Origin of the sequence: Acinetobacter sp. CIP 102529, assembly GCF_000368325.1 — a bacterium.
Lineage (GTDB): Bacteria > Pseudomonadota > Gammaproteobacteria > Pseudomonadales > Moraxellaceae > Acinetobacter > Acinetobacter parvus.
In genome coordinates, this window is sequence record NZ_KB849355.1 from 1,577,970 (window position 1) to 1,601,007 (window position 23,038).

Annotated in this window: 19 protein-coding genes, 3 tRNA genes and 2 pseudogenes; 10 read left to right on the forward strand and 14 right to left on the reverse strand. The window is 42.8% G+C overall.

Going from position 1 to position 23,038, the window contains the following annotated elements; translation table 11 throughout:
- The first annotated feature begins 136 nt into the window (after positions 1-136).
- The 5 genes from gltX (at position 137) to F972_RS12945 (ending at position 3,750) form a co-directional block, all read left to right on the forward strand.
- Positions 137-1,645: a glutamate--tRNA ligase gene (gene gltX, locus F972_RS12925; RefSeq protein ID WP_004769930.1), complete on the forward strand. Its 1,509-nt coding sequence runs from the start codon at positions 137-139 to the stop codon at positions 1,643-1,645.
- 58 nt (positions 1,646-1,703) lie between these two features.
- Positions 1,704-1,779: transfer RNA gene (locus F972_RS12930), tRNA-Ala, on the forward strand.
- Positions 1,780-1,834: 55 nt separating this feature from the next.
- Positions 1,835-1,910 (forward strand) — tRNA-Glu (locus tag F972_RS12935).
- Between the two features lie 113 nt (positions 1,911-2,023).
- The gene (locus tag F972_RS12940; RefSeq protein WP_004683436.1) at positions 2,024-3,430 is read left to right on the forward strand and encodes an amino acid permease; all 1,407 of its coding nucleotides are present in this window, start codon (positions 2,024-2,026) and stop codon (positions 3,428-3,430) included.
- A gap of 244 nt (positions 3,431-3,674) precedes the next feature.
- Positions 3,675-3,750 (forward strand) — tRNA-Glu (locus tag F972_RS12945).
- An 81-nt stretch (positions 3,751-3,831) separates the two neighbouring features.
- Here the strand turns inward: F972_RS12945 and F972_RS12950 are convergent.
- From F972_RS12950 to F972_RS12960, 3 genes are all read right to left on the reverse strand, one after another.
- The gene (locus F972_RS12950; RefSeq protein WP_004769931.1) at positions 3,832-4,767 is read right to left on the reverse strand and encodes a hypothetical protein; all 936 of its coding nucleotides are present in this window, start codon (positions 4,765-4,767) and stop codon (positions 3,832-3,834) included.
- 176 nt (positions 4,768-4,943) lie between these two features.
- Entirely contained in the window at positions 4,944-6,563 is a 1,620-nt protein-coding gene (locus tag F972_RS12955; protein WP_004769932.1) for a hypothetical protein, read from the reverse strand.
- A gap of 267 nt (positions 6,564-6,830) precedes the next feature.
- Positions 6,831-7,061, reverse strand: a complete 231-nt coding sequence (locus F972_RS12960) for a hypothetical protein (RefSeq protein ID WP_004683441.1) — start codon at positions 7,059-7,061, stop codon at positions 6,831-6,833.
- Positions 7,062-7,214: 153 nt separating this feature from the next.
- Between F972_RS12960 and F972_RS16495 the strand changes: the two are divergent.
- Both F972_RS16495 and F972_RS12970 read left to right on the forward strand, forming a co-directional pair.
- Positions 7,215-7,490, forward strand: a pseudogene (locus F972_RS16495) (helix-turn-helix domain-containing protein); the annotation flags it as partial.
- Between the two features lie 65 nt (positions 7,491-7,555).
- Entirely contained in the window at positions 7,556-7,894 is a 339-nt protein-coding gene (locus F972_RS12970; protein WP_004683442.1) for a hypothetical protein, read from the forward strand.
- Positions 7,895-7,925: 31 nt separating this feature from the next.
- On the opposite strand, the gene F972_RS12975 is transcribed toward F972_RS12970, so the two are convergent.
- The 9 genes from F972_RS12975 to ettA form a co-directional block, all read right to left on the reverse strand.
- Positions 7,926-8,870, reverse strand: coding sequence for a cation diffusion facilitator family transporter (locus F972_RS12975; RefSeq protein WP_004756966.1), 945 nt, complete (start codon positions 8,868-8,870; stop codon positions 7,926-7,928).
- Between the two features lie 127 nt (positions 8,871-8,997).
- Complete coding sequence (locus F972_RS12980; protein ID WP_004769933.1) at positions 8,998-12,162, reverse strand: efflux RND transporter permease subunit; 3,165 nt, start codon at positions 12,160-12,162, stop codon at positions 8,998-9,000.
- The gene (locus F972_RS12985) at positions 12,152-13,399 is read right to left on the reverse strand and encodes an efflux RND transporter periplasmic adaptor subunit (protein WP_004769934.1); all 1,248 of its coding nucleotides are present in this window, start codon (positions 13,397-13,399) and stop codon (positions 12,152-12,154) included. The genes F972_RS12980 and F972_RS12985 overlap by 11 nt, the downstream gene beginning before the upstream one ends.
- A 3-nt stretch (positions 13,400-13,402) precedes the next feature.
- Positions 13,403-14,830 (reverse strand): TolC family protein, encoded by a 1,428-nt coding sequence (locus F972_RS12990; protein ID WP_004756960.1) that lies wholly within the window; start codon positions 14,828-14,830, stop codon positions 13,403-13,405.
- Positions 14,831-14,886: 56 nt separating this feature from the next.
- On the reverse strand, positions 14,887-15,291 hold the full coding sequence (locus tag F972_RS12995) for a cation efflux protein, CzcI-like (RefSeq protein ID WP_004683448.1): 405 nt from the start codon (positions 15,289-15,291) through the stop codon (positions 14,887-14,889).
- 142 nt (positions 15,292-15,433) lie between these two features.
- Entirely contained in the window at positions 15,434-15,604 is a 171-nt protein-coding gene (locus F972_RS16070) for a hypothetical protein (protein WP_004683450.1), read from the reverse strand.
- A gap of 140 nt (positions 15,605-15,744) precedes the next feature.
- On the reverse strand, positions 15,745-16,356 hold the full coding sequence (locus tag F972_RS13000; protein WP_004769936.1) for a methyltransferase family protein: 612 nt from the start codon (positions 16,354-16,356) through the stop codon (positions 15,745-15,747).
- A 303-nt stretch (positions 16,357-16,659) separates the two neighbouring features.
- Positions 16,660-17,067, reverse strand: a complete 408-nt coding sequence (locus F972_RS13005) for a cation efflux protein, CzcI-like (RefSeq protein WP_005403343.1) — start codon at positions 17,065-17,067, stop codon at positions 16,660-16,662.
- Between the two features lie 186 nt (positions 17,068-17,253).
- Positions 17,254-18,915, reverse strand: coding sequence for an energy-dependent translational throttle protein EttA (ettA, locus tag F972_RS13010; RefSeq protein WP_004769937.1), 1,662 nt, complete (start codon positions 18,913-18,915; stop codon positions 17,254-17,256).
- A 301-nt stretch (positions 18,916-19,216) separates the two neighbouring features.
- Between ettA and F972_RS13015 the strand changes: the two genes are divergently transcribed.
- The 3 genes and pseudogenes from F972_RS13015 to F972_RS16075 form a co-directional block, all read left to right on the forward strand.
- Entirely contained in the window at positions 19,217-20,494 is a 1,278-nt protein-coding gene (locus F972_RS13015) for an O-acetylhomoserine aminocarboxypropyltransferase/cysteine synthase family protein (protein ID WP_004769939.1), read from the forward strand.
- A gap of 250 nt (positions 20,495-20,744) precedes the next feature.
- Complete coding sequence (locus tag F972_RS13020; protein ID WP_004678827.1) at positions 20,745-21,632, forward strand: SDR family NAD(P)-dependent oxidoreductase; 888 nt, start codon at positions 20,745-20,747, stop codon at positions 21,630-21,632.
- Between the two features lie 99 nt (positions 21,633-21,731).
- Positions 21,732-21,901, forward strand: a pseudogene (locus tag F972_RS16075) (short-chain dehydrogenase); the annotation flags it as partial.
- A gap of 98 nt (positions 21,902-21,999) precedes the next feature.
- Here F972_RS16075 and F972_RS13025 read toward each other — a convergent pair.
- Positions 22,000-22,317, reverse strand: a complete 318-nt coding sequence (locus tag F972_RS13025; protein ID WP_004769941.1) for an AzlD domain-containing protein — start codon at positions 22,315-22,317, stop codon at positions 22,000-22,002.
- Positions 22,314-23,021, reverse strand: a complete 708-nt coding sequence (locus F972_RS13030) for an AzlC family ABC transporter permease (RefSeq protein ID WP_004756951.1) — start codon at positions 23,019-23,021, stop codon at positions 22,314-22,316. Before F972_RS13030 ends, F972_RS13025 begins: the two co-directional genes overlap by 4 nt.
- Positions 23,022-23,038 lie beyond the last annotated feature (17 nt).

Below are 23,038 nucleotides of genomic sequence, written 5' to 3' on the forward strand. Positions count from 1 at the left end.
TTTAATACTTTTTTGAATCCGTCAATGCGTAAGTCCTATATGTAGTTCCCTTGCATGTTTAAATGAGCCTAGTCATGTCGTGACTAGGCTTTTTCGTTATAATAGTGTCAATTTTATTTTAAAAACTCATTTCTCTATGAAAGTTCGTACCCGTATTGCACCTTCTCCTACAGGCTTTCCGCATGTAGGCACTGCCTATATTGCCCTGTTCAACCTGTGTTTTGCCAAACAGCATGGTGGTGAGTTCATTCTCCGTATTGAGGATACTGACCAGCTTCGCTCAACGCCCGAATCTGAAAAGATGATTCTGGATTCTTTACGCTGGCTGGGTCTAAACTGGTCGGAAGGTCCTGATGTTGGCGGGCCGCATGCGCCTTATCGCCAGTCGGAACGGATGGGAATCTATAAGCAGTATGCTCTGGAATTGGTTGAAAAAGGTCATGCTTTCTACTGTTTTGCAACCGCGGAAGAACTTGACCAGATGCGTGCTGAACAGCAGGCGCGTGGCGAAACACCAAAATATGATGGTCGTGGGCTAAAATTATCTCAGCAAGAAGTGGAACGTCGTCTTGCTGCGGGCGAGCCCCATGTGATCCGCATGAAAGTCCCTGAACATGGTGTATGTAAGATCAATGACCTGTTGCGTGGTGAAGTGGAGATTCCATGGGCACAGGTGGACATGCAGGTATTGTTAAAAACTGATGGCTTGCCGACCTACCATCTTGCCAATGTGGTTGACGATCACCTGATGGAAATCACCCATGTATTGCGTGGTGAGGAATGGCTACCTTCCGCACCAAAGCACCAGTTGCTGTATCAATATTTTGGCTGGGACATGCCAACCCTGTGCCACATGCCTTTATTGCGTAACCCAGACAAATCAAAATTGTCTAAACGCAAAAATCCAACCTCCATCAACTATTATCGCGACATTGGCGTGTTACCAGAAGCCCTACTCAACTATTTAGGCCGTATGGGCTGGTCAATGCCAGATGAGCGTGAGGTGTTCACCTTGGGGGAAATGGTGGAAAACTTTGATGTACAGCGTGTTTCACTAGGTGGTCCAATCTTTGATGTTGAAAAACTCAACTGGCTGAATGGTCAATGGATCAAGGCACTGACTCCTGGACAATTGCTGGACCGTTTACTGGCATGGAAAAATGACCGTCAAACGCTGGAAGATATTGCCGCCGCCATTCAGCCACGTATTAACCTGTTGTCTGAAGCAGTAAACTGGGCAGGTTTCTATTTTAACCACATGCCTCAAATTAGCAAGGAGCAGTTTGAAAGCAAGAAATTGACTGAAGAACAGGTTCGCCAAAGTCTACAGTTTGCCATTTGGCGTCTGGAAAGCCAGTTCACCTGGAACAATGACACAGTCAGCCAGACCCTGATGGACCTGGCAAACCAGATGGAAGTGAAGCTCCGTGACTTCATGCCTGCATTCTTTATTGCGATTGCAGGTTCAACCAGCTCCACGCCTGTCATGCAATCCATGGTGACTATTGGGCCTGACCTGACCTTTGCCCGTCTACGCCATGCGCTTGAGATTATTGGCTCTCCAAGCAAGAAAGAACTGAAAGTTTGGGAAAAGTTGAATGAAACGCTGAAATTGCCGAAAAATGATGCAAACAGTGAAAATTAATTCAATCTAATCATTGACGTGTGATGGCAATCCTCCTAAGATTGCTGTCACACATACTGGGGTCATAGCTCAGTTGGTAGAGCGCTACAATGGCATTGTAGAGGTCAGCGGTTCGATCCCGCTTGACTCCACCAAGTTTCTTATGTGTATTTTTCATCTGCGCCATGCAGATAAATGACTGCCTCACCTGTCCCTATCGTCTAGAGGCCTAGGACATCGCCCTTTCACGGCGGTAACCGGGGTTCGAATCCCCGTAGGGACGCCATATTCTGTTTATCCAATAATTATACTTTTCTCTCAATCTTTCCATTATTCAGATTGCACATTTCCGAATTTTCCATAAAATAGCCGCTTCTCCATGCTTGGACAAATTGTGCTATGCAATCTTCCAACTCAAATGCGAATTCAGAAACCAAGGCACTGAAACGTGCGATGAGTACCCGCCATTTAGTCATGCTTTCTTTAGGTGGTGCAATTGGTACAGGTCTATTTCTTGGTTCTGGTGAAGTCATCGCCCAAACAGGTCCAGTAGCTGCCATCATTGCCTATATTTTAGGTGGCCTGATCGCCTATATGGTCATGCTCTGTCTAGGTGAACTGGCGGTACACATGCCTGTAGCGGGTTCCTTTGGTGCATATGCGCAAAAATACATTGGTCCAGGTACGGGATACATGATTTCCTGGGTCTACTGGCTGACATGGACCGCAACCCTAGGGACCGAATTTACGGCTGCGGCCTTGCTGATGCAGGAGTGGTTTCCACATATTTCCATGTGGATCTGGACCATTATCTTTGCCATCACCATTTTTGCATTGAACCTCAGCTCAACCCGTATTTTTGCTGAATCTGAATTTTGGCTGGCACTGGTTAAGGTGGTGACTGTGGTTGCCTTTATTATCCTGGGTTTGCTGGCAATTTTCGGCCTGATTCCTTTCCACGGTGCCGAGTCTGCCCCCTTATTCCACAACCTTACTGCACAAGGCTGGTTTCCTCAGGGACTGGTTCCAATTTTCACCACCATGCTGATTGTAAACTTTGCCTTTTCAGGCACTGAACTGATTGGAGTGGCAGCAGGTGAAACCAAAGACCCTGCGGTGAATGTGCCAAAAGCCATCAACGCCGCAATCTGGCGGTTACTGATTTTCTTTGTCGGCACCATCGTGGTGATTAGTGCCTTATTGCCATTTCAGGTTGCAGGCCTGGGTGGTGAAAGTGTAAGCAACAGTCCTTTTGTGACTGTGTTTAACTACATTGGTATTCCTTATGCCGATGACATTATGCGCTTCGTGATTATTACCGCACTGTTGTCTGCCGCCAATTCTGGTCTGTATGCAGCATCACGGATGATGTGGTCATTGTCCGCCCAGCGCCAGCTTCCACAGGTGTTCTCACGCCTGTCAAGTAGCGGCACACCTATAATCGCGCTGGTGGTCACCATGTTTGGTGCAATTCCAGGACTGTTATCAGAGCATTTTGCCCCTGAAACCATTTTTAAGAATTTACTCGGTATTGCCGCTTTTACTATGGTGATTGTGTGGATGAGCATCTGCTGGAGTCAGTTCAACTTTAGACGTGCATGGTACAAGGCTGGTCACTCCGCAAAAGACCTCAAGTTTGCTGCGCCACTTTATCCGATTGTTCCGATTCTGGGTTTTGTCTTCTGCTTTATTACAGGTTTAAGTATGGCGGCAGATCCTGAAATGCAGGCTGGCTTTATCGGATGTTTACTGTTTATTGCAGCCTGTTATCTCAGCCATTATATTTTCTATCGTGACCGTACATAAAATTGGCTCAATAAAAATGCACTTGCACTTCGCCAAAGCTTCAATCGCTTTGGCTTGCTCAAGTTGCATTTTTTATCTCCATAAAAGGTGATTTGGCTGAAACAACTGACCTTAAAACTATTTTTGCTTATTTATTCCGCACAACGCTTTATTTTTAGACACCCACAAGATTTTTTTAGATTTTCTTTGGAAAAGTGTTTGACAGCCTACCTAATTCAACCTAATATACGCCCACCTCTGAAACGTCCCTATCGTCTAGAGGCCTAGGACATCGCCCTTTCACGGCGGTAACCGGGGTTCGAATCCCCGTAGGGACGCCAAATTCTAAAAAGCCACTGCATTGACAGTGGCTTTTTATTGGCGATAAAATTTATTATAAGGCGAACATAGTTCGCCCTGTATTAATCTGTTCCGATGCCAACCTGTACTTCCAGCCGTCCTGACTGTACCCGTAAGCCACGGATCTCAAACTGGTCCACCAGTTGCTGTACCAGCTCACGGCTTTCCTGCAAAATGTTCAAACCAGGCAGGATGCTAAAATCAGACAGACTGAGCAGTTTATCAACCATCCATGAACGGTTGTTAATGAAGTCAATAAAGCCCGCTTCCTCAAGGTCGATATACCAAATGCGGTGCCCCTCTTTCTGGATGCCTGGCACATCACGAATCAGGTGATTAATTAAAAAGGGAATCGGCAAGGAATTAATGACTTCAAAGCTGACATTACCCACCCGACGTGCCGCCCAGTTGGTTAGCGTGCCACCATGACGGATTTGCAGGTCCAGATGTTCATCAATCTGGCGTAAACGCAGATACTTTTCCTGACCAATGCGACATTCCAGCACATTGAACTCAAGTGAAAGACGATAGAGAAAACGGCGGTAATGCCCGTCCAGTTCAATGTGAAAACGGTCATTGCCACATTCAATTTTAATATCATCAATTTCAGAACGATCCATACGTTTCCGAATTTGATTATTGAGCAGCATTTCAGGTAAATATAAGGTGAGGCTACTTTTCCCTAACGATGCACGTGCCATTGCTAACGCAACTTGACGCGCTGCTTCACTGGTTTCTGATACCATATCACGAACAGTATTTCGCATTCCTTCAACACCACGTTTGGTATGATGCGTAACTTGATCTAAGGCGCCTAAGGCAGCATCTGCGACACCTGCTATGTTACGGGATGTGTCAGTGGCAAACTCAACCGCATCCTGCGCGTGTTGCAGGGTCTTGTTGATCAGCCGACGTGACAGCGATGGTTTTTCACCCGATTCATCTGAGTCTGCTGGCATAATATCAAACATTGCCTTTTTATCATCTTGTCGATTCAAGATGTTCTCCCTCTTCCCTTTCTTACTGGCCCATTTCTATGGGCTACACTCTACTTTCTAAACTTATTCAAGGTTTTTTCTAGATTAGCATGCAACGCATGGCAAATTGCGTCTTTTTGTTGCGTAACTTCAAATTATTTAATGCACCAGACAGACAATCTCTAATAAAAAAAACGTTACTTTTCATCTTCTTTGATAGATGTGGTTTCAGGCTGTTCTGGTCGTACCCACACCTGTTCCAGACGGATGGTTTTATACTTTTCCAAAGCCTGCTGGAGTAACTCGATCTTTTCTTTCGCCTCCTCAAGCTGGAAATAAACAATTTCCCTCAGCGCCACCCATGCAGCCTGCATCCTGTAAAAATCATTGCCCTTTTCCAGTTTTTGCTGCATCCAGTTAAACAGACCCTGAGCCCGCTGCTGCTGTTCAAACTGATAGGCAAACAGCCCACTTGATAGTGCTCCCTCAATCGTCTGTTCACTTAACAAACCTTGTAGCTGCTGCAATCGTTTAGTTTGTTGCTCAAGGTAAGTCTTTAACACATCCTGATGGAACCACTGGGCAAATGCAGTCATTTCTGCAACCACCACATCCCGCTGCTCATATAAGGCCGTTCTTTCAGGATGGTGTTTATCCAGGCGAATATCGCCTAGATAGGCCATTAAACCCTGCTCCAGAATGGTCTGGATTGAACCGAGATTTAAACAGCTCTCATGCAATGCCTCTGTATTGGTCAGTGTTGTTGTTAATTGCTCAGGTTGGTTCAATAATTTCAAAATATCAGGATTGGCCTGAACAGCAAGCCATAAACGCCCAAGTTGTTGTTCAGCATTATCCTGTGTGATTGTCGAATCATTTTCAGGGTTTAAAATACGTTTTAACGCTGCCTGCATGTTATTTGAATGAACCAGGCTCGCAACAATGATCTGATCCATTAAAAGCTGGGGCGCGCTGGCAATCACCTCCTGACTATAAGGAAGATGTAACTCTCTTCCACCCAGTATTCCTCCCAAGGATTTCCCCAGTGAATTTAAACCACGTCCAACATCCGCCAGAATATTGGTTTCAGTTGCCCGTTTCTGCAAGATATTGGCGGGTAACAACAGACTCACTGCCCGCTGCAACAGCATGGCATGGGTTTTCTGGTCAATCACTTTGCCATATTGGTTTAACAACTCAACTGCATATTCCACATCACTGAGGTGTGACTTATATTCAGGCTGGTTCCGCTTAAGCAGGCAGTCGATATAGCCATAAAAGGCAACTTCATTGCGCTGGGTGGATTGCGGCGGCGCCCATTCATATTGCGTGATGGCCTGCGTATATTGCCCTGCACCTGCATAGGACTTCGCCAGTGCCACCGCATGCTGGGCACTTGGATATTTCTGCTGAAAATGATGAAGCAAATCCAGTTTAGGCTGCTGGTCCAAACATAGGTCAAGCTGACGCAAATAGAGGTTGATTTGCTGCTGAGTGGGTTGTGGCGTAATGAAGTTTAGTCGATACATCAGGCACTGTTCATACCAGGCATATTTTCTGGCATGGGTTTCATAGGCAGGAATAAACTCATCCTCAACCAATTGAATCAGTTGGGTCGAATACAGAATGTCCTCTTCTGTCTCATGCCTGAATTTCCATTGTTTTGGCAAAGACATCTTAAAGAGCCGTAAAAAGAAATTGGTACTGAGATCAGGACTTTCCATACTCACCAGTATCAACTTGTCCTGAGTGGAAAGATGTTCCTTTCCCTTTGCAATCCGAGACAAACGCAATTTTAACAGCTTCGTTGGGAGCATAGTTCTGTTACATTTTGTACTTATATAAAAGTAAAATATCACGAGCTGACTGAGTTCAGCAAAAGTTTATGATCACTGTCATGCTGATTTGCTAATAAAGTACATATTTGCCCACGTACCCTACAAAATTAAGAAAAAGACTGCCGCTATTCGACATATGCAGCAATGGCGTTGATGAATATCATTGATAAACATCCTGATATTTTGACCAGTTAATATAAAAAAGCCATTACATCTAGAGTAGTAATAGCTTTTTATCAGTTTAAATCAATAATCTGTATAACGAAACCCTTGTGATTCCATACAATCACTGACCATTGCATTTCTTTCATTTTGCTCAACTTTGGCAGCTCTTACTTCATAGCGACATTTTGCCAAAGCGTTATTCATATCAAAGGGTGTAACACCTGCTTTGCGCCACATCGGTTGCGCTGATGAACAACCAACAAAAGTTCCAATCATCAATAACATGCCAATCGTTAAAATACTTGTTTTCATAAAAATCCAAATGGTAAAAATCTACGTAAAACGCAATATTGCGCAATTCGTAAAAACATTCAACATTAAATATACGAATTTCGTAACTTTTACAATGTATGGCATGCTGGAATGATTGAAGATACAAAAGCATGATTTTGTAGAAGATTAAAAACAACACGTAAATTCAAAAAAATTTCACAAGAACAATTAGGCATTACCATTGGTTTAGATGAATCCTGTCCCAGTGCTAGAATCAGCCGCTACGAAAATGGCATCCATACCATTGAGTACAATACAGCCGAAAGAATTGCTCAGGTTCTGGATGTACCCTTAGCTTATTTTTATGCCGATACCGAAGAATTCGCTGAATTGACCAACATCTTTGATCATCAGGATCATGAGAGACAGCAGCGGCTTTTGAACTTTGCACGCAGTTTAGGGAATTAAAATTCTCCCATTTCTGCTTTTGCATAATTTTCGCTAAAATAGCCAAAACACTATAGGAATCCTCTATGCAATACCGTTGCCCTAAATGTCAAAGCGTGAAAATTATGCCTGTCAGTCAGGGTGCCAACAGCCCTCGTCCCAGCGTACCAAAAAGCCTGGTGCTTCTCGTTCCCGCCATTTTTATTTTACTGGTTTTGGTGCTGATCAGTGTTGGGATGTGGGTTTTTGGTCATGGTGCAGGACAAACACTGCAAATCGCAACCGTTGCAGTATTTGGTGTTTGTGTAATTGCAGGTGTTCTGTTCTGGCGTGATCTGCCAGATTTTAAAATCTCCATGCAGGCCTTTATGCAGGCGCAAAAGCACTGGAAATGCCGTGACTGCAATCACCAATGGCAGAATTGAACCACATAAAAGAATTGGGTTTCACATCAGCTTAATGCTGATGTGAATGACCATGTTCCTCATCTTCATCATGTTGATGCGTATGCTGGCAATTCATTTCTGCATCATCCTCTATTTGTAAGGTCACCTCGGCAATACCATGCTCGTGCGATAGCATCTCTGCTGCGGCATAATGCAGCTGTTTTCGGTCAGCATTTGGTGCAAATAAATGTACGGTCAGATGAATATTCTTTGAGGTAATCGCCCAAACCTTAAGTTGATGAATACTCTCAACACCCTGTAACGCCAATAAGTCGTTACGCAGTTTTTCAATATCCACTTCTTCAGGTACACCTTCAAGGAGAATATTGATACTTTGACGAAGCAAAATCCAAGTTCTTGGTAACACCCAAAACCCAATTGCAACGGCAATAATCGTATCAACCCAATACCAATTGGTGTAGTAAATAATGACCGCACCAATAATCACACCAACTGAGCCAAGCGCATCACTTAACACTTCCAAATAAGCGCCTTTCATATTCAAACTTTCGGCTGCACTCGACATCAAAATCTTCATGGAAATAAGATTAATGACAAGACCCAAAGACGCAACGATAAGCATGCCTACACTCTGAATCTCAGGAGGTTGTGTAAATCGTTGATAAGCTTCGTAAAGGATATAGATTGCAACAAAAAATAGCATGGAAGCATTAAATAACGCCGCCAAGATTTCAAAACGCTGATAACCAAATGTGCGTTTATTATCTGCTGGACGTTTAGCGATTTTAATCGCAGCCAAAGCAATCGCGAGTGCTGCCGCATCAGTAAACATATGCGCTGCATCGGACAGCAATGCCAAACTTTGTGTAATTAAACCCGCAATAACTTCGACGATTAAAAATGTTGTTGTCAGCACCAACGCAATCGTCAATTTTTTTGCGTTGCCTTCAGTAACTACAGCATAACTATGATCATGCCCTTGATGTCCACTCATGTTGGACTCCTTATCATTATCGGCGTAAAACCCATAGGGGTTTTACAAGTCAGCCAAAGTTGAAATGCTTTGGCTGGTTTAGTTTCTTCTTAATAAAATGCTTTACTAAGAAGATAGCATAAATGGATTAGATTGCGGTTTCCTGACTTTTTGCTTCCTTAGCTTCATTCATCCAGCGATAAACTACAGGCAAAATCAGCAAGGTCAGCAAAGTCGATGAAATAATTCCACCAATCACTACCGTTGCCAATGGACGCTGCACCTCTGCACCAGTACCAGTCGCAATTGCCATTGGAATAAAGCCAAGCGAAGCAACAAAAGCCGTCATTAATACAGGACGTAATCTTAAGATTGCTCCCTGCCATGTGGCTTTATGCACATCAAACTGCTCACGAAGTTCTTTAATAAAACTCAGCATCACCAAACCATTCAGTACTGCGACACCAGAGAGTGCAATAAAGCCCACGCCTGCTGACATTGACAATGGAATATCACGCAGCCACAGCGCAACCAGACCACCTGATAAGGCAAATGGCACGCCACTAAACACCAAAAAGCTTTCCTTAAAGTTATGGAACACCGCCATCAATAAAATAAAGATGGTGATCAAGGCCAAAGGAATGACGATTTGCATTCGCGCGGCCGCAGAAGCCAGATTTTCAAACTGTCCGCCATATTCCAGCCAATAACCTGCGGGTAATGGTTGCTGTTTCAGTGTGGCCTGTAACTCCTGCACAAATGAACCCAAATCACGCCCTTCCACATTGGCAGTCACAATGACACGACGTTTACCATTTTCACGTCCGACCTGATTCATACCTGAAATGGTTTCCACCTTGGCAATATCTTGCAACTGGATCAAACCACCATTCGGCAATTGAATAGGTAACTGCGCTAAGTTCTGTGCTGTGCGTTGTTCATCGGGTAAACGGATTTCAAAATCAAAACGGCGGTCACCTTGTAAAATCTGACCGACATTCTGACCACCGACACTCGCTGCAACAACATCTTGAATCGATTTCACAGATAAGCCATATTGCGCTGCAAGTGCATTATTGATATCGACATTGAGTACAGGCAAGCCCGTCGTTTGCTCAACCTTAACTGCAGTCGCTCCCGAGATTTTCTGGACTTGTTGCGCAATTGTCTGTGCTTGAGTATTCAGCACATCCATATCATCGCCAAAGACTTTGATCCCGACATCACTACGTACACCTGAGATCAATTCATTAAAACGTAGTTCAATCGGTTGTGAAAACTCACTGTTGTTGCCTGGAATATTTTCCAGAAATGCCTGCATCCGTGTCCGTAACTCATCAATAGTTTCCTTTGGATTTTCCCACTGATCTCGTGGTTTTAATAAAATCACCGCATCGGAAATATTGGGTGGCATTACATCCGTTGCAACTTCAGCCGTACCTGTTCGAGCAAAAACAGCTTTAACTTCTGAGAAATTCTTTAAGATTAGTTTTTCAGTGTTTTCCTGCATTCTTAAAGATTGTTCCAAACCTGTACTTGGAGAGCGCATTTGCTGTAAAGCAAAATCCCCTTCACTCAATTGTGGTGCAAACTCACTACCAATTTGCGTGGTCAATACACCAGTCAAAACTAAAATACTCACCGCTAAAGTCACAACCACCATCTTAAATTGATATGCCCAATCTAGGATTTGTTGATATTTTCTTTTTAGCGCTTGCATCCAACGAGATTCTTTTTCTTTCACCTCACCTGTAATAAATAACGCCACAGCCGCTGGAACAAAAGTCACCGACAAAATCATCGCACCCAGCAATGCCATTACCACCGTCATTGCCATTGGATGGAACATTTTCGCTTCTACACCTGTCAAAGCAAAAATGGGTAGATACACCACCATAATAATGGCCTGACCAAACAGGAGTGGTTTACGTGCTTGCTTGGCTGCCAAAAAGACTTCTTTAAAGCGTTCTTGTCTTGTTAATAATCGCCCTGCATGATGTTGGGCTTCTGCGAGCCGTCGAATACAGTTTTCGACAATCACTACCGCACCATCGACAATAATCCCGAAGTCTAATGCGCCTAGACTCATCAAATTGGCACTAATATTTTGCTCAGCCATTCCTGTTAATGTAAACAACATCGAAAGCGGAATGACACAGGCAGTAATTAAAGCTGCACGAAAATTACCTAAGAACACAAAGAGAATCACGATGACGAGGATCGCACCTTCAACCAAGTTCTTTTGAACAGTTTTAATGGCTTTATTGACTAAACTGGTACGATCATAAACCGTTTCAATTTCAACCCCTTTGGGTAAAGTCGGCTGAATTTCTTGAATTTTTGCATCTACCGCTTGGGCAACGGTACGACTGTTTTCGCCCATCATCATCATGGCGATACCTAATACCGTTTCTTCGCCATTATAGGTTGCAGCACCTGTACGTAAATCATGCCCAATCGCAACCGTTGCAATATCGGCTACACGTATAGGTAAACCATTTTTGACACTTACGGTAATATTTTGGATATCTTCAACAGTGCTCAACATGCCCGGAACACGGACAGTAAGCTGCTGACCATTTTCCTCAATAAATCCCGCACCACGGTTTTCATTATTTTCCTGTAGAGCTGTTTGAAACTCTGTCAGTGAAATTTGAAGCTGCTGCAAACGTTTTAAATCAGGAGAAACGATATAGGTTTTGTTGTAACCACCAATACTATTGATTTCAGCTACACCTTTCACTCGCTGCAATTGCGGACGCACAATCCAGTCTTGGATCTCGCGCAAATCCATAGCAGTATATGGCGTACCATCTTCTTTTTTGGCATCAGGTTTAGCTTTAATCACCCACTGGTAAATTTCGCCCAAGCCCGTAGAAACAGGTGACATGAGTGGATCAACTGCATCTGGCAACTGCCCATCGGCTTCTTGCAAACGTTGATTAATTAACTGTCTCGCCCAGTAAATATCAGTGCCATCTTTGAAAATAATAGTGACTTGCGATAAACCATAACGTGAAATTGAACGAGTTTGCTCTAAGTTTGGAATCCCTGCCATGGCGGTTTCAATCGGATAAGTAATCCGCTGTTCGACTTCGAGAGCTGTATAACCATTGGCTTGGGTATTAATTTGCACTTGGGTATTGGTAATATCTGGCACTGCATCAATCGGCAGTTTTTGATAACTCCATATCCCAACCGCAATCCACGTCATCACAAACAACATGACCCAAATCGCATTACGGATCGCAAATTGAATAATGCGATCAAATAAGCCCTCTGGCTTCGGCAATTGAGAGGAATTAGTGTCCATGCGCAGCCTCTCCTTTCTCAAGCTCTGATTTCAGCAAGAAGCTTCCTTCAGCCACATAAGATTGACCTGCTGTTAAACCTTGGGTAATTTCAACCCATTGTCCATCTTGGGTACGCTGTCCAACTTGCACAGGTACTGCAACAAAATCAAAGCCTTTTTTTTGATTTGCTTTTGCAACAAAAACGGTATCTTTACCTTCAACCTGTTGAATCGCCTGTGCATTGACGCGCATAGCCGACTGTTTTGAGCCTGCTTGTAGCTCTACATTCACCATCAAGTTTGGACGTAATTCAGTTGCATTTGACAAAACTTTAGCACGTACTTGTAAACGCCCTGTTTGTGCATCGGCTTCAGTCGTTAAACTTTGGACTTGGGCATTAAACAGATTGCCTGTTTGCAGTGATTTAAATCGAATCTGCTGATTGGGCTGTACATTGATATTTGCCATAGTCGGCAACACAAATTCCAACCAAAGTTGATCTAACTGATCAATGGTAAATAGTTGATCTGCAAGTTGAACATTTTCACCAATGACAATGTCTTTATTACTAATCACACCACTGATCGGTGCAGTTAGCGTATAGCGACCACTTGAACCAGAAGCTGCACCAAAGGCGCTAAGACGCGAACGGGCTGCCTGCACCTGAATCTGTGCTTGACGATAAGCATTGTAGGCACGTTGATAATCTTGTTTGGCAGAAATACCTTGCGACCATAAACTACGTTCACGCTCATAATCCTGCTTTGCCAGCTCCAGATTGGTCTGGGCAATTTGTAAATTGGCCTGTTGATCCACCAAATCAGGAACAAGCAGATTTGCCAAAGCCTGACCACGTTTCACTTGCTGACCCAACTCAACGTAGACCGATTCAACACGACCAGCAAAACTTGGTGAAACATGCGCTTGCCGATCTGTATTCACGACCAATTTTGCAGGAAAAGTTTGAACCTGATTCACTTCACCCAATGCCACTTGTGCCAATTTGACACGATGCTGCTGCATTTGCTCTGCGGTTAAACTAAGGCTTTCTTCAGCCTCATGTTCCTCGCCATTTTCATCATGAGCAGATTCAGCTTTTTCACTTTCCTGATGAGCATGTTCTTGTTCACCCTGTGCAGCACTTTCAGCAGTTTTGCTCTTGTTATTCCACAATAGTCCGACTGCCAAAAGTATCGTCAGTACGGCAATCACCACAATCCAAAGCCACTGAGAAGGTGTTTTTTGTTTGATATTCATTTCTTATTCTCCGACTTGGCTTGGGAAAGCGTTACTTTGTTGCCAAACACGTTGATTCAATTGCATCAGTGCATCTTTGGCTGTGATTTGCTCGACAGGAAGACCCATACGCGCACTTTGAACTTCTACACTCAACTGCCATGCTTGTTTAAGGAGTTGTACTTTACGCAAGCGAACATCTTGTAATTGGGTGGTCGCTTGCTGCACGTCAGTCACAGCAAATTTACCAAGACGAAAACCTTCTAAGGTTTTTTGCTGAACTTGGGTTGCCAAGGGCACCTGCTGATCATTCAGTTGTTTAAATTGCATGTGTAAGCCACGTAATTCTGCAAGACGAACATCGATATCCATCTGGTTTTGTTGACGGTAGAAACGCTGTTGCTGTTGAATCAGTGTTTGTTTGGCCTCTGCAATCTGAATACCGTATTTTTGTGGATTAAAAATATTAAGAGGAATCGCAACGCCTAAACGAATTTGATTTTCAGTGTTTTGATCTGCTGATCGAGTCCGATTCACCCCTAAGGTCATAATCGGCTGAGGACGAGATTTTGCTTTGAGCTGCTCGATATTGGCTTGTTGACGTTGTGTTTCTAATTGCAAACTACGCTCAAACAAATTCTCAATGTTTTGTTCATCAGTCTTCACAGCTGTGGCTCTTGCCCAAAGCTCATTGACAGTTGGTGCAATCATAAATTGATTCGCATCACTGCCCCAGAAACTGGCTAATTGTTTCTGTGCGACTTGCAGCTGTAAATCAGCCTGCTGAAAAATACGCTGATTCTCTAAATGAGCCATACGCACACGTTCGACATCAACTTGAGCAATACTACCGGCCTGATAGCGTTTTAAAGTGGCATCTAAATTTTGCTGACTCACTTGCAACTGTTCTGCGATCAATGACTTTTCTAATTGGAATAACGCCACTTGCGACCATGCGTATTGCACAATCAAATCAAGCTCTGCATTGTAACGTTGCTGTTCTAAATCAACTTGAGTTGCCGAAAGTTGAGCGACTTTCTGTGCTGCGCGACGCTGACCAAAAAGATCCAAAGGTTGTGAAACACCAATTGCGAGCTCTTGATCTTTATTACTTTGTAAGCCTGTTTGTTCCACTGAAATACTTGGATTGGCCCATAAAGCACTTTGTTTGAGCTGTGCACTCGCCATCTGTTGTTGTGTTTGCCAACTCGACTGATTCGCTTGATAGCTACGAATCTGTTCAAGGATCTGATCAAAACTAGCATTTCTTTGCATAGCACGATTGGGTGACTGATTGGCATCCAACAATGACTCTGCTTGCACAGATTGATTAGAAATCACCATTGCCAGTGTTAGCAAAAGTACTGAACATTTTGATGAAAACGCATAAGCACTTGGTTTTAGTGCATACGACCTAAGCGTATTACTACGCTGATTAAAACTGGAAGACATAATGAAGCCCCGCAAATAAAGGAAAATTGCGGTGGGCTATTTTTCGGCTACCCCACCTATAGCGGGGTAAAAAGCGGCGGTGGGTTTAATCTAGATAAATGCGGGGATTGGTAGGAATTCGACCAAATATAATTCTGCTTAAATTCTTTGACTCTAAGCAAAGGTTCATCAAGTTGCTGCTGTGCTTCAATCATCACAACATGAAAACAGGATGGCAAATGATCATGGTGATCCTGTAAATTCAAAGACATCGGTAAATCAGAGGCTTCCTGATCGGAAACCACTGAATAATGAGTAGATGCAATAGAACTTTCTGGAACATGATGACCAAAGTGCGTAACCACGCTGCTATTTGTCGTATTGATATTTTCATGTCCACAATACGCAGCCGCCACGTTCCAAAGACTTTGAAACATGAACAAACTGAGCAAGACGGTAATAAAAATACTAGAACGCTGCAAAGGTTACTCTTTTAGATAAAAATTGCACAGATGAACTATAGCAAGTAAGTTCGATGTAATAAAATTACATTTCGGTCAGTTTAAATAAAAACCAACATTGCTGACCTTTAACTACTAAGTTCGACTGTATTCATGTTCAATCTTATTTTTGTTGAGCACTTAACTGCTCACCATGATTGACTTGCTTGTTTTTCGTTTCCTTTTGCGCTTGTAAATTCTTTTCCAAGAACATCAAGCCACCATCAGCGTGCGCTGTACCAGCAAAAAGACAGAAAACTACGGCACATAACTTTAAATTAACTTTAGATAACATAATTCAGACCCTATTCAAAAAATTCATCAATTATTGGAAAAACGCCAATAACCAAATCAGATAAACAGCCCTAGTTTGAGTAAGCTCTGAAGCTTAGATAACTCGTACCAAGACCAAAATGAAACTAAAAAAACAGTTGTTTAAAACCACCTAAAAATAGATGGGATTACACCTAAAAGCCGAAGCTTTTCAAATAATTGAACCAGTGCTGCAACCCAGATAAACAAAACCACTTGCCCCAAAAAAATACGGAAATGTTTTGGAGATACTTGATAAAAATCAGGCTCTTTAAAGTTCTTGAAGCTTGGTAAAAAGCGAGGGGTTGTGCTTACATAATCTGAATATCTTGTTCCATATTTTTTACTCAAGAACACTTCTTCTTGACGCATAACATAATGGTAATAACCAAGAAAATAGATCGTAAATAAGATTGGGAAGACAAACGTCTCTGTCAGAAACATGATGCCAACGCCGCCTAAATAACTAAATAGATATAGTGGATTTCTACAAAGAGAATATGGACCTTGGGTCACTAATTTTGCATTCTTAAATCCTGAAATATAAAGACTGCACCATATTCTCCCCATCACACCAATGCCTACAAATAGCCATCCGAAGAACCATAAAATATGTTCTATAAATGAAGACTGGAAATGCCATTCACTAGAACTCAATGCAAGAATAATCGCCAATGTAAATCCAATAACTCTTGAACTCACAGTCCTAACACGTGGGGAAAATAAAATATTCATTTTATAAACCTCAATGACTGCAAATCATTAAAGATGAAATAGGAACTTCATTAAAATGATATTTTTGCTGATGAGGAATGGAGGATGAATACTGGAACAAATTGGATTCATGAATGAAGGAAACGTTCCGTAAAGATTTACAAAATCTTGATAAAACTGTAGATAGCATCGTCTTATCAGCATAAGGATGTGGACGTTTCAGTGAGTAATCTACAGAGAAGATCGTTGTACTGTATTTACAAGTATAATTAAGCATAGAATAACCCTTTGAAATAGATATATTTCTAGTGGGTTATTTTTTGGCTACCCCACTAATAGCGGGGTTGATTCAGGTGGTGGATTAAATTCAGATAAATAAGGGGATTGGTAGAAATTTGCCCAATAATACTTTTGTTTTAATTCATGTGCTCTGAAAATTGGCTCATTTAGTTGTTGTTCTGAAGCTAAAACGACTACATTCGTACAGGTTGGCAGATGATCATGATGATCGGTGACATTAATAGATTTCGATGTATCTGAAACCTTTAAAACAACCTCAGCATCACTGCTATTTTTGGTTGAGCTTTCAGAAAAATGATGACCAAAATGCGAATCTGAGATAATTTGTTCAGTTGGATTTTCGTGCGTGCAATAAGCTGCAGCCACATTCCAAATGCTTTGGAATATGAACAAACTCAATAAGACTGTCATAAATACAGCAGAACGTCGCACGTTTGATCAACTGTTCAAAATTTATTGAAGCATAGCAACGAAAGCTTATGTAATAAAATTACATTATTAAGTGAGATTGTTTTAATTACGTAACCAATCTTATAAATCCATTTTTTGTCCTTCAAATGATAATCTAAGCAATAAAAAAACCAGCCCGAAAGCTGGTTTCTTTTAGTTTACGGGCAATTAACCTGTAATCTTCTTATATTTGGTGCGTTTCTGGGCCGCATCTTCACCTAAACGTGACTGACGGTATGCTTCATATTCCGCATAGTTACCTTCGTAGAACTCAGGCTGTTCATTTTCAAACGACAAGATATGCGTTGCAATACGGTCAAGGAACCAACGGTCATGCGATACAACCATTACCGTACCTGGGAATACAAGAATTGCATCCTCAAGCGCACGTAAGGTTTCGATATCCAGATCGTTCGATGGCTCATCCAGTAAGATGACGTTCGCGCCCATTTGCAGGATTTTCGCCAGTTGTAAACGGTTACGCTCACCACCTGACAGCTCCCCTACACGCTTCTGCTGGTCTTGACCTTTAAAGTTAAAGCGACCGATATAAGCACGCGATGCGATTTCATAATCACCGATTTTTAAGATATCCAAACCGCCAGAAACCTCCTCCCAAACAGTTTTGTTGTTATCTAAAGTGTCACGAATCTGACCGACATACGCAACTTTAACCGACTCACCCAAAGTCACCGTACCTGTATCAGGTTGCTGTTCGCCAGTCATCATACGGAACAGTGTGGTTTTACCTGCACCGTTTGGACCCACAATCCCGACAATCGCTGTAGGAGGTACAGTAAAGCTCAGGTTTTCGTACAATAGGCGACCGTCAAATGATTTACTAATGCCTTCCACTTCTACGACTTTATTCCCTAGACGTGGGCCAGGTGGAATATAGATTTCAGAAGTTTCGTTACGCTGTTGGAACTCACGTGAGTTAAGTTCTTCAAAACGCTCCATACGCGCTTTGTTTTTCTTCTGCTGACCTTTTGCATTTGAACGAACCCATTCAAGTTCTTTTTTCAATGCTTTCGCAAAAGATTCTTCTTGTTTGTTTTCTTGCTCTAGGCGGGCATTCTTCTGCTCTAACCAAGAAGAATAGTTACCTTGATAAGGAATCCCCATACCACGGTCAAGTTCAAGAATCCACTCGGCCACGTTATCCAGGAAATAACGGTCATGGGTAATCGCAACGATGGTGCCAGGGAAATCTTTTAGGAAACGCTCTAACCAAGACACTGATTCAGCATCTAAATGGTTGGTCGGTTCGTCCAGAAGTAACATATCTGGCTTAGACAGCAATAAACGACACAGTGCAACACGACGACGCTCACCACCTGAAAGCAAAGATACGTCAGCATCCCATGCTGGAAGGTTCAAGGCGTTTGCTGCAATTTCCAACTGGTTATCTAAATTATGTGCATCCCAGGTCTGGATAATCGCTTCCAGTTTTTCCTGTTCTTTTGCAAGCTTGTCAAAGTCAGCATCAGGATCAGCATATTCAGCAAATACCTGATCAAGACGCTCTAAAGCATCCAGTGCTTCACGTACGCCATCTTCAACGTTGCCACGAACATCCTTGCTTGGATCAAGTGGCGGTTCCTGTTCCAGATAGCCGATCTTGATTCCTGGTTGGGCACGGGCTTCACCTGAGAAATCTTTGTCTACGCCAGCCATAATACGGAGCAAGGTCGATTTACCTGCACCGTTCAAACCAAGCACACCAATTTTTGCGCCTGGGAAAAATGATAAAGAGATGTCTTTTAAGATTTCGCGCTTGGGCGGAACCATTTTCGACACTCGGTTCATCGTATAAATATATTGGGCCACGCAGGACTCCTCAATTGAAAAACCAATACATCGCAAAAAAGCGAATGAATAATCGGGCGTATTATACGCTGAAAACCCGATCAACTTGAAGTTAAGATAGGATTTGTTTGTCCCGAACAAAGGATTTTCTTTTTCAAGACATTGCAGAGTTGCAAAGACCTTGCCAGGAAAAATACAGGCACCGTTATCGTCATCTCATCTATATGAATAAAAATGCTAAAAATCGCATAATTTATGCAATATTTTGGATAGATTTTGGGCTACACTCGATGATTATTTAACTCACGTAGATGATGTAACCATGACCTATAAAGATGAAACCTTAGCCATTCATGCAGGGTATTCACCAGAAGCCACCACCAAGTCAGTGGCAGTGCCAATCTATCAAACCACCTCCTATGCCTTTGATAACACACAGCATGGTGCAGACCTGTTTGACCTAAAGGTCCAGGGTAATATCTATACCCGTATCATGAACCCAACCACGGCGGTACTGGAGCAGCGGATCGCGGCACTAGAGGGTGGTATTGGAGCGCTTGCCGTGGCATCGGGCATGGCCGCGATTACCTATGCCATTCAGACCATTGCTGAAGCTGGCGACAACATTGCCTCGGTTTCAACCCTGTATGGCGGCACTTACAACCTGTTTGCCCATACTTTACCGAAACAAGGTATTGAAGTTCGCTTTTTTGATTATCAAAACCCAGAAGCATTACGCTCCATTATTAATGATAAAACCAAACTGGTGTTTGTTGAATCCATTGGTAATCCACTTGGCAATATCATTGATCTGGAAGCCATTGCCAAAATTGCCCATGAATATGGTGTCCCTGTGATTGTGGACAATACCGTAGCAACGCCTGCCCTGCTTAAGCCATTTGAATTTGGTGCAGATATTGTGATCCATTCCCTCACCAAATATATTGGTGGTCATGGCAACAGTATCGGTGGTGTGATTGTTGACAGCGGCAAGTTCCCTTGGGGTGAGTATCCTGAACGCTTTAAGGCACTGAATACCCCTGATCCCAGCTATCACGGTGTCAACTATGTTGAGGCATTGGGTGCGGCCGCCTATATTGCTCGCGCCCGTGTGGTGCCTTTACGCAATACTGGAGCGGCCATTAGTCCACTCAGCGTATTCCTGATCTTGCAGGGACTGGAAACCCTGAACCTGCGAATGGAGCGCCATACTGAAAATGCCATCAAAATTGCCGAATATTTAAAACAACATCCAAAAGTGAAATGGGTGAACTATGCAGGTCTGAAAGACCATCCACAGCATGATTTGGCACAAAAATATGTGAAAGGGAAACCATCTGCGATCCTTTCCTTTGGGGTACAGGATGGTCTGGAGGGTGGCACTCGCTTTATTGATGCATTACAGCTATTTACACGTCTGGTGAATATTGGGGATGCCAAAAGTCTGGCCTGCCACCCAGCAACCACCACCCACCGCCAGCTCAATGAGGAGGAACTTAAATCGGCAGGGGTCAGTGAAGACTTGGTTCGCTTGTCCATTGGTATCGAGCATGTTGATGACCTGATTGCCGACCTTGAACAGGCGCTTGCTCAGGTTTAAAGTCAATAAAATCAATGAGCCCTTAACATAGGGCTTTTTTTTATATGCAAAATTCGAAAAAATATAATATCATATTCAACTATAGGTTTATTTTTTTAGAGTTTTTGCTCTAAAAAAATTATTATTATTCAACAATTTACACTAAACAAACAAAAAATGTCGGTTAATATACATACAAAATAAAATGCAGTGCCTAATCACAACCATGACGGCAATGCAAACAACATGTTGATTAATGTAGGACACGTACATGAACGCAAAACTTAAAAAACTTTTTCAGCAAAAAGTCAACGGTAAAACAATCATTGTCACTGGTGCATCGAGTGGTATTGGTTTAACGGTTTCAAAATATCTTGCTCAAGCTGGCGCTCATGTGTTGTTGCTTGCACGTACCAAAGATAAACTGGATGAAGTCAAGGCGGAAATTGAGGCAGAGGGTGGCAAGGCATCGGTCTTTCCATGCGATCTCAACGATATGGAATCAATTGATGCTGTGTCAAAAGAAATTTTGGCAAGCGTAGATCACATTGATATTTTGATCAACAATGCAGGACGTTCAATTCGCCGTGCTGTACATGAATCAATTGACCGTTTCCATGATTTCGAACGCACCATGCAACTTAACTACTTTGGTGCAGTCCGTTTGGTCCTTAACTTGTTGCCACACATGATGCAACGCAAGGATGGCCAGATCATCAACATCAGCTCAATCGGTGTGCTTGCCAATGCAACCCGTTTTTCGGCTTATGTTGCATCTAAAGCTGCATTGGATGCGTTCAGCCGCTGTTTGTCTGCTGAAGTGCATTCACACAAGATTGCAATTACTTCAATTTATATGCCTTTAGTGCGTACCCCAATGATCGCACCAACCAAGATGTATAAATATGTTCCAACCTTATCTCCTGAGGAAGCAGCAGATTTAATTGCGACTGCCATTGTAAAACGTCCAAAGAAAATCGCAACCAACCTGGGTCGTATTGCTTCAATTACTTATACAATTGCACCAGACATTAACAACATCCTGATGTCAATTGGCTTTAACTTGTTCCCAAGTTCAACTGCCTCTATTGGTGAACAAGAGAAATTAACGATCATACAGCGTGCCTATGCCCGCCTGTTCCCAGGTGAACACTGGTAATCTGTCCAGTCCAAACCTCAAGAAGCAGCGTCTCAACAACGCTGCTTTTTTTATTTGTCCAATTAGCCCCCTGCTCCATGATTGATCCAGTCAGCTGTTTTGCGAATGGCGGCCGTTGCACCTGGCCCAATGGACACAGCATTTTTCTATGGTCAGGAACTGCCTGAGACAGTGGCCTATCACAAATCTGCTTCAGCTTTAGGTGGCTTAACCAAGATTGAAGATATTGAGCCTTTGGTTCGCTTCTTAGCTTAGTTACTGACGGCTAGTGGATTACGGCCCAAACGATTTTTGCCAATGGTGGTTATACCACACGTTAACAGGCTTTAAATGGGGCTTGTGGCAAATTTCATATTGCCCAAGCTTGCTAATTCAACCAAAACACCAAGGCATAAAAACACGTCAAACTCAGGATAATGGTCAATAAGGTATGTCTGACCTTATAGGCAATCACAATGGTTAAAATCATGGCCAGAAAATAAGGATTAAGTAATGTTTCACGAAATACGCCCTGCTCATCCATAAACACAATCGGGGTGGCAATCGCGGTCAATAAGCATGGTGCAGAATATTGCAAGGACTGTTGAAACCATTTGGGCAAACGCAAGGGAATATTCGGTTCGAGCAAGATATAGCGGTTCATAAACACCACAATTGCCAAAATAATCAGGAGAAACCAACTCATGCCATACGCTCCCGAAAATTCTGCAAGCAGGTTGCAGCCAACATGCCAATCACCCCTGCCAAGATGGCTGCACTTTTAATGCCTAGACTCAGAAAAATCAAGGTCAACAGTACCGAAACCAATACACCCACCAACGTATTTAGGTTTTTAATAAACGGAATCACAATCGCGATAAAAGTTGCAACAATGGAAAAGTCGAGATGATATTGGTCTAAATTTGGTAGAGAGGAAGCTAACACAATACCGCCAACACTAAACAATACCCAGGCCAAATAGAAACAGCTACCTGCCCCAAGCAAAAAATAAATATAATGTTCACGTTTATAAATACCAACAGCAAACAATTCATCAGTCAGCAAAAAACCAAATAACAAACGCTGTTTTAAGGGCAGTCTGGCAATTTCTTCACGAAAATATAGGGCATATAAATAATGCTGTGTGGTAATCAAAAATACTGAAATGATGATGGTCAGTGCAGGTGTACCCGCCATGACCAAACCCAGTGTCATCAACTGTGCTGCACCCGCAAACACCAAGGCCGACATGCCAATGGCTTGTAAAGTCGTTAGCCCTGCCTGAATCGCCATTGAACCTGCCAGCAAGCCCCACGGCAACACTGCCAAACATAAGGGAAGTATTTTGATGCCCCCTTGTAAAAAAGCACGCTGGGGGGAAGAAAGATTTTCAGCAGAATCTGGGGACATAAGAACAACAAGTTTGT